At 75.5% G+C, this 8,317-nt stretch carries 3 protein-coding genes; 2 read left to right on the top strand and 1 reads right to left on the bottom strand.

Translation table 11 applies throughout. The annotated features are described in order from the left end of the window. Positions 1-94: 94 nt before the first annotated feature. Both AX737_RS14130 and AX737_RS14125 read left to right on the top strand, forming a co-directional pair. Entirely contained in the window at positions 95-1,264 is a 1,170-nt protein-coding gene (locus tag AX737_RS14130; protein ID WP_066922313.1) for a hypothetical protein, read from the top strand. 97 nt (positions 1,265-1,361) lie between these two features. Then, the gene (locus AX737_RS14125) at positions 1,362-1,823 is read left to right on the top strand and encodes a DUF1489 domain-containing protein (RefSeq protein WP_238230549.1); all 462 of its coding nucleotides are present in this window, start codon (positions 1,362-1,364) and stop codon (positions 1,821-1,823) included. Positions 1,824-1,892: 69 nt separating this feature from the next. Here AX737_RS14125 and AX737_RS14120 read toward each other — a convergent pair whose 3' ends face one another. After that, the gene (locus AX737_RS14120; protein WP_210173133.1) at positions 1,893-8,291 is read right to left on the bottom strand and encodes a hypothetical protein; all 6,399 of its coding nucleotides are present in this window, start codon (positions 8,289-8,291) and stop codon (positions 1,893-1,895) included. Between the last annotated feature and the right edge of the window lie 26 nt (positions 8,292-8,317).

Genomic DNA, 8,317 nt, shown 5'->3' with positions numbered 1-8,317 from the left:
GGTTCGTAAGCGCGCGTTAAACCCACTCTGTCAAATGTGCGGGGTTCGCCGCGGCCGCTCCCGCCGCGCCGGGCTCCCGTGCGAGGACGCGTTCATGTCCGGATACCAGTCGCTGACGCCCTACGAGCCCGATGCCTACGAGGTGATCGCCCGGGCCATGGCCGAGAGCGAGCGCGGGCGCTGGTTCCTCGACGAGCACGCCCGGCGCAACCGCGGGCCCGACACCGGCACTCTGCTCGACGCGATTGCGCGGCTGGAGAGCGCCGTGACCGCGCAGCGCCCGCCCGACGACCTCGCGCACCTGCGCGGCAACCTGCTCGACATGGCCAACGCGATCAGCCGGACCAAGGCCGAGATCGCCGCGATCAGCGCGCCCGGCCAGGACCAGACCCGCCTCGGCTCGGCCTCCGAGGCGCTCGACGCGATCGTGCGCACCACCGAGCGTGCGACCTCCGACATCCTCGGCGCGACCGAGCAGATGCAGGAGGCGGCCTGGCTTCTGCGCGAGCGCGGCGTCGAGCCGGAATTCTGCGACCGGCTCGACCGGCACGCCACCCAGATCTACACGGCCTGCTCGTTCCAGGACCTGACGGCGCAACGCACGGGGCGCATCGTCCACACCCTGCGCTACCTCGAGGATCGGCTCGCCTCGATGATCGCGATCTGGGATGCGGAGGGCGAGCGCGTCCCGCAGGCGCCGGAGCGGGCGGAGGTCGCCGCCGACCTCTGCCAGAGCGACGTGGACCGCTTCATCGACGCCGAGGGGCCGGCCATCCCGGTCTCGCCGCTGCTCGGCGCCACCGCCCTGGACGACGACCTCGCCTTCGTGCAGGCGCCGGACTCCACCGAGGCGTTTCCCGCGGACGTCATGGACGCGGAGCCGGCGGCCGACGCGATCGCGTTCGCCGCCCGCGAACCGGTCGTCGCGGCCGTGTCGGAGACCGCCGAGATCGCGCAGGCGGAGACCGCCGAGGCCGACCTCGAGGTGGCCGAGATCACCGTGACGGAGATCGAGGCGGACGTTGCCCCGAGCTTCGACATCGCCGATTCCCTCACGGCGCTCGAAGAGTCGATCCTCGAGACGCCCGAGCCGGCCGATGTGTTCGCGTCCGAGGGTGAGCTCGAAGAGATCGAAGCCCTGACCCTGCCGACAGCCCTCGAGGCGGAGGCCCCGGCGCAGGCCGAAGCCCGCAAGGAAGAGGCCACCAGCCTCGACGACATCGACCTCCTCAGCATCGAGGAGAAGCTGGCGCTGTTCTCCTGAGCGGACGACGCGTCGCGGTCGCCGCCGCGCGCGGATCGGTCTATGGGGCTTGGCCCGGGTAGCACGCCCGGTCCGAGCCCCCGATCGTCTCAGCCCCGTGACCAAGCCCATCGCCCAGCCCGCCCTCCACCTGCTCAAGCTCAGCGTCGGCACGACCTCGATCGCCGACCTCGCCGCCTGGCAGGCGCAGCGCCTCCGGGAGGCCGCGCTCGCGGGACGCGCGCCGGCCCCGTTCCACGTCACCCGCATGGTCCCCTCGCGCCGCGCCGAGATCGTCGGGCGCGGCTCGATCTACTGGGTGATCAAGGGGACGCTGTGCTGCCGCCAGCCGGTGACGGCGATCGAGCCCGTGACCGGCGCGGACGGCGTGCCGCGCTGCCGCCTCGTCCTCGGCGAGCCGCTGGTGCCGGTCGCTCCGCGGCCCTGCCGTCCGTTCCAGGGCTGGCGCTACCTCGCGGCGGCCGACGCCCCCGCCGACCTCGATGCGGCGGCGGCGGGCGACCTCGCCGAGATGCCCGAGGCCCTGCGCCGGGAACTTGTCGGCCTCGGGCTCCTCTGAAGACTGCCTATACGAAGATGAGAAGGGGGCGGGCCTGCCGGCCCGCCCCCCCGCACAGCGCGAATCGCTTCAAGCCCCCTCGAAGCGTCCGCTCGCGTGGGCCAGCAGGGTGTAGACCTTGCCGGTCTCCGAGGTGAGGTAGGCGTCGGCCCGGCGCGTGTCCGGATCGTTCTTCATCACGTCGCCGAGCAGGCGCTCGAACTCGCCGACGTAGCGATCGACCGTGCGGCGGAACTCCGCGTCGGACCGGTAGCGGCGCTGCACGTCCGCGAAGGTCTGACGGCCCTGCGCCGTGTAGATGCGCGGGTCGAACAGGTTGGGTTCGCCGCGCCGGTAGCGCTCCCAGAGATCGACCGCCGTGCGGTGCTCGATCGTCCGGGCGATGTCGTTGGAGATGCTCTCCAGCGTCCGGTTCGGCTCGCCCGCGGCGACGGGCGCGCGGGCGGCCGGCTCGTCCTCGTCGAGCGAGGCGCGGGTCAGCAGGTCCGAGAGCCAGCCGCTCTTGTCGCCCGCTGCCGGGCGACCGGCCGGCTTGACGGTCGCGGGGCGGGTCGCCGCCGCCGTCGCAGGGCGTCCCGCCGCCGCGTTGGCGCCCGTGCGCGGCGCCGCGGCCTGGGCCGGAGCGGTCGCCGGCGCGGGCGCCGTCGCGGCCGGCAGGGAGGCTGCCGGGCGCGGCGCCGGCTGCGGCCGAGCGGCCGCCTCGGCCTCGCGGCGCGGCTCCGCAACGGGGACCGCCGGCCGCGCCGCGGGTTGGGCGGCATCGACGGCGCGGCTCGACTTGGCGACCAGGGCCGAGAGCTCGTTGAGAGCCTTGATCTGGTCGGAGACGACGCGGCGCATCTCGCCCGCCGCGTCCTGGGTCTCCCGCGGGAGTTCCAGCACGCCCTTGGCGAGGTCGGCACGGGTCTCCTCCAGCTCGCCCCGGATCTGTGCGGCCATCTCGCGCAGCGCCGTCAGCGACTCGCCGAAGCGGCCCTGCGCGGCCTCGAAGCCCGCGCGGATGTCGCGGGCCGCGGCGTCGAGGGCGGCACGCACCGCCTGCGCGGTCTTCTCGCCCTCCGCACCCGCCCCCGTGCCGAGGCCCGCGAAGGCCTCCGTGACGGCGTCGCCCGCGGCCTGGGCCGAACGGGCGAGGCTCTCGCCCACCGTGCGCGCCCGCTCCTCGGCGGAGGTCAGGCTGCGCTCGATCCCGTCCGCGAAGGCGCGGGTCCGGGCCTCGAGCACCTCCGAACGCTCCTCCATACCGGCGAGCGCGGCCTCGACGGCGCCCTCCCGGCCGTGGAGGGCGGCGGCCAGCCGCTCCTCGATGGCCACGAGCGCGCCCGCCGACCGATCGAGGTCCGCGACGTGGCCGCGGGTGATCGCGCCGAGCGCGCGGCCGCGCCCGTCGAGGGCCTCGGCGAGGCCGGCGGCCTCGCGCAAGGCGCCCTCGGCCACGGCCTGGAGGGCGCTCACCTGGGCGGCGACGCCGTCGCCGGCCTGGCCCGTCTGCCGGGCGACCTCCGCCAGGGCCTCCTGGATCTGGGCGATGCGGCCGGCAAGCCCCTGCTCGATCGCGCCGAGGTTCTCGCCCGCGTTGCCCAGGAGGTCGCGCAGGGCCTCGTTGGCCGAGTCGATGCGCACGAGCACGCCGCCGAGGTCGCGGCGCAGGCGCTCGTTGGTCTGGCCGAGATTCTCGATGGCTCGCGCGGCGCCGTCCTCGACCGCCTCGCGCAGGAGGCGGGCCGATTCCCGCGACTGCGCGGCCAGCGCCTCCGTGCGGGCCTGCAGCGCCTCGATCAGCGGCGCGCCGCTCTCGGCGAGCGCCCGCTCGATCGCGGCGCCGCGCTCGCCCAGCGCGTCGGCGAGTTGCAGCACCGGCCCGTCGATCGTGGCGCGCAGGCGCTCGACGTGGTGCCCCATCGCGGACTCGACCGCGCCGCCGCGCTCGTCCACGCTGGTGATGAGGGCGCCGCCCTTCTCCTCGATGGCGCGCACGAGGGATTCGGCGCTCTCGGCGAGGCGGCGGGACAGGGCTTCGCCGCGGGCATCGACCAGCTTGCCGAGCGCGTCGGCCCGCCGCTCGAAGCCCATCGACATCTGTCCGGCGCGCTCGTCCATCAGCTTGGCGACCGCGGCGTTGCGCTCGTCCAGGGCGGCGGCGAGCGCCGCCGTGTGCGCCTCGGCGAGGTCGGCGTGGCGCTGCGCCCGCTCGTCCAGGGCCGCGACGAGGCTCGCCATGCGCTCGTCCACGAGGCTCGCGAAGGCGTCGTGACGGTCGTCGAAGGCCGTGGCGAGCGCGTCGCCGCGGGCGGCCACCAGCGTCGCGAACAGCTTCATGCGGCTGTCGATGCGGCTGGTGAAGGCCTCGCTGCGGGCATCGACCGCCTCGGTGAGCGCCGTGCCGCGCTCGTCCACGTGGCGAACCAGGGCCTCGGTGCGGCCCTCGACCAGGGTGTCGAGGTCGTTGAGCCGCGCGTCGAAGGCCTCGGTGAGCGCACGCACGCGGGTCTCGACCGCGTCCGCGAGGTTGAGGGCCCGTCCGTCGAGCAGGCCCTCGATGGTGCCGCGCGCCTCCTCGAACAGGGTGCGCAGGGCATCGACCCGGGCATCGACCGTCTCGGCAAGGGCGCGGCCGCGCCCCTCGACGATCGCGTTGAGGCCGGCATGAGCCTCCTCGAACAGGGCACGCAGGCTCCGGGTGCGCTCCTCAACGCTCGCGGCGGCCTGGCGCTCCTGCGCCTCGACGAGACCCGCGATGGCGGCGGGCGCCTCCAGCAGCAGGCCGCGCAGGGCGCCGATCCGGCCCTCGATCTCGGCGGCGAGGCGGTCGCCGTGGTCCTGCGCCGCGGTGTCGAGCGCGGCGCGCGCCTGATCGAACAGGCCGCTCAGGCGGTCGGTGCGGGCCTCCAGGCTCTGCACCATCTGGCGCTCGCGGCTCTCCATGAGGCCCGCGATGGCCGCGGGGGCCTCCTCGAGGACCGCCCGCAGGGTCTGGACCCGGGTATCGACCGCGCCGGTCAGGCGGCTGCCATGACCCTCCACCAGCGCGCCGAGGGAGGCGTGCGCCTCGTCCAGCAGGCTGCGCAGTGACTGGATGCGGGCATCGACCGTGCCGGCGATGCGTGCGCCCTGCTGCTCGACGGCGGCGTCGAGGGCGCTGCGCGCATCCTCCAGCAGCCCCTGCAGACGCTCGGTGCGCCGGTCGAGGCTCTCGCCGAGTTCGCGCTCGCGGATGTCGAGCAGGCCCGCGATGGCGGCGGGCGCCTCGTCCACGAGGCTGCGCAGGGCGTGGACGCGTTCCTCGATCGCTCCGGCGAAGTGCTCGCCCTGGCGATCCGTCGCGGCATCGAGGGCCCCGCGCGCCTCCTCGAAGAGGGCGCGCAGGCGCTCGGCGCGCCGGTCGAGACTCTGCCCAAGCTCGCGCTCGCGGGCATCCAGCAGGCCGGCGATCGCCGCGGGGGCCTCGTCCACGAGGCTCCGCAGGGCATGGATCCGCTCGTCGATCGCCCCGGCGAAGTGCTCGCCCTGGCGCTCGACGGTGGCGTCGAGGGCGCCGCGCGCCTCCGCGAACAGACCCTGCAGGCGCTCGGCGCGCCGGTCGAGGCTCTGGCTCAACTCGCGCTCGCGCGTCTCCAGAAGGCCGGCGATGGCGGCGGGCGCCTCCTCCACCAGCGACCGCAATGCCTGGACGCGGCTCTCGACCGTGCCGGCGAGGCGCGTGCCCTGGTCGGCGAGCGCGCTGTCGAGGGCGCCGCGCGCGTCCTCGAACAGGGCGTGAAGGCGCTCCATGCGCTGCTCCAGGCTCCGGGCGAGCTCGCGCTCGCGGGTCTCCAGCAGGCCCGCGATGGCGGCGGGTGCCTCCTCCAGCAGGGCGCGCATGGCCTGCATCCGGTCATCGACCGAGCCGAACAGGGTGCGGCTGTGCTCGCCGACGGTGGTATCGAGGGCGGCGTGCGCCCGCTCGAACAGGGTCTCCAGGTAGCGGGTCCGGGCCTCCATCGACTGGCCGAGCTGCTCGCCGCGGCCGTCCACCAGGGTTTCCAGGTCGCCCAGGCGCTGCTCGAACAGGGCGGCGAGATCGCGGGTGCGGGCCTCCAGCGCCGCGGCGGCGCCACCCACCGACGCCTCGATGGTGGTGACGACCTCGCGGCCGCGGTTGTCGAGAGCCTCGCGCAGCGGTCCGATCTGGCCGTCGAAGCTCTGCGCCACGCTGGCGGCGTGCTCGCCGAGCAGCCCGCGGATCTGACCGGTGCGGTCGTCGAGCAGGTCGTGCACCGTGCGCACGCCCTCGTCGAGCAGGCTGCTGATATCGGAGGTGCGCGTCGTGAGCGTCCGCCCGAGGCGGCCCTCGCCGTCCTCCAGCATGCGCTCGGCATCCGCGATGGTCTGCTGCAGGCGGGCGAGCACGCTCTCGCCGCGCTGGTCGATCAGGCTCGCGAGCGCGGCGCCGCCGCCGTCGAACAGGCGTCCGAGCTCCGTGATGCGGCTGCCGACCGCACCGAACACGGTGCGGCCCTTCTCGTCGAGCTCGCCCGCCATCGCGGCGACGCGCTCGTCGACGAGGCGCGCGAGCTGCTCGGCGGCGTCGGAGAAGGCCGCACGCACGGCCTCCGTGCGGGCGGCGAGGTCCGCGTCGGCAGCGCGGGTGCGCTCGTCGACCAGGGCGGCGAGCTCGCGCACCCGCCCCGCCATGGCGGCGTCGGCGCTCTCGGTGCGCTCGGTCAGCGCCTGCATCAGGCCCGAGACGCGCTCGGCGAGCGCGGCGTCGATGCCGCCGGTACGGCTCTCGATCAGCGCGACCAGCTCGCGGGTGCGGGCCGAGAGGTTCTCGTCCACCGCGCCCGTGCGGCTCTCGATCAGGCGGATCGCCTCGAAGGCCTGGGCGCCGAAGCGCTCGTCGAGCAGGCGGCCGCGCTCCTCCAGCGCCGCACCGATCGCCTCCAGGCGACCCAGCACGCCCGTGTCGAAACGGCCGGCCCCCTCCTCGAGCTGACGGGCGAGTTCGGCGGTCTGGCGCTCCAGCCGGCCCGCGATCTCCTCGGCCCGGGCGGAGAGCATCGCGCCGACCCGGCCGCTGCGCTCCGACACCTCGTCGGCGAGGCTGCCCATGCGTCCGTCGAGGGTCTGCACGAGGTCGCGCCCGCCCTCCGCCATGATGCGTGCCATCTCGCCGGTGCGCACGATCAGCGCCTCGTTGAGCGCCGTGGCGCGCGCGCCCAGATGCCCGTCGATGTGGTTGACGAGGTTGGCGAAGGTCTCGCCGATCTCGCCCGAGCGCTTGGCGGTGCGCTCCTCGAGGGCTGCCAGATGCGTGTCGACGGCGGCCTGGGCGTCGCGGGTCCGCTCGGCGATGCGGTCGGCGAGCGCGGGACCCGCGACGGTGACGATCCGGTCGATCTCGGCGAGCCGGGTGCCGACGGTCTCGCCGAAGCCCGCGGTGTCGCGGCCGATCCGGTCGGCCAGGATGTCGCCCTTGGCGATGGTCTCCTGCAGGGCGGCGAGGCGGTTGCCCAGCGTCTCCTCGATCGCCCGCACGCGGCCGTCCGCGGTCTCCGCGAAGGTGGCGCCGCTCTGGCTCAGGGTGTCGGCGATGCGCGCGCCCTGCGTGGCCACCGCCAGCACGATGTCGCGCCCGGTCCCCGCGATGCGGTTGTGGGTCTCCTCGGCGTGGCTGGAGAGCAGATCGACCACGCCGCGGCCGTGGTTGCCGAGCGCGGTCTCGATCGCCTGGAGGCGGTCGGCCAGCTCGCCGCCGACCTGCTCGGCGGTCCGCGCGAGGGTGCCGGTGGCGGCCTCGGTGCGAGCCGCCATCTCGGCTTCCAGACGCTCCATGGCGGCGCGCAGCGCCGCAACGGCGGCGTCGGCCTGGCCGCCGAAGGCCTGGCCGGTGCGGGCCTCGGCCTCGCCGAGCCGGCGCAGGGTGCCGGTGGCGCGCGCCTCGATCGTGTCGCCGACCTCCTGCGAGATGCCGCGCAGCGCCTCGATGCTGGCGGCGACAGCCGCGGTGAGCTCGGCCGTGCGGGCGGCGGTCGCGCCGTGCGCACCCTCCGCGCTGGCCCGCAGCGCCTCGGCGGCGGCGTCCGCGCGGGCGGTGAGCTCGCCCGCGAAGGCGGCGAGCCGCCGCTCGAAGATCTCGACGACCTCGACGGTGCGGGTCTCCAGCTCGCCCGTCGTGCCGGCGGCGGCACGGCGCAGGGCCTCGCCCGCCTCGGCGCCGCCGCTGCCGAGCGCCGCCGCCGTCTCGGCGACGTTGCGGCGGATCGCCTCCACGGTCTCGGCGGTGCTGGCGTCGAGCTCGGCCTTGAGCCCCTCGACCGAGCCGCGCAGCGATCCGACCGCTTCGCCGGCGCCGCTCTCGAACGAGCGGCCGAGATCCGCGAAGGCGGTCTCGAGCGTCCGGGCCGCGTCCTCGGAGCGGGCCGCCATCAGGTCGCCGGCGCGGGTCCCGGCGGCGTCGAGGCGCGTCTCGAGATCGGCGCCCTGCACCGCGATGGCGGCGTGGAGGCGGGTCG

It is taken from the genome of Methylobacterium sp. CCH5-D2 (assembly GCF_001556475.1).
Lineage (GTDB): Bacteria > Pseudomonadota > Alphaproteobacteria > Rhizobiales > Beijerinckiaceae > Methylobacterium > Methylobacterium hispanicum.
This window is presented reverse-complemented; position numbering and strand designations above follow the sequence as displayed.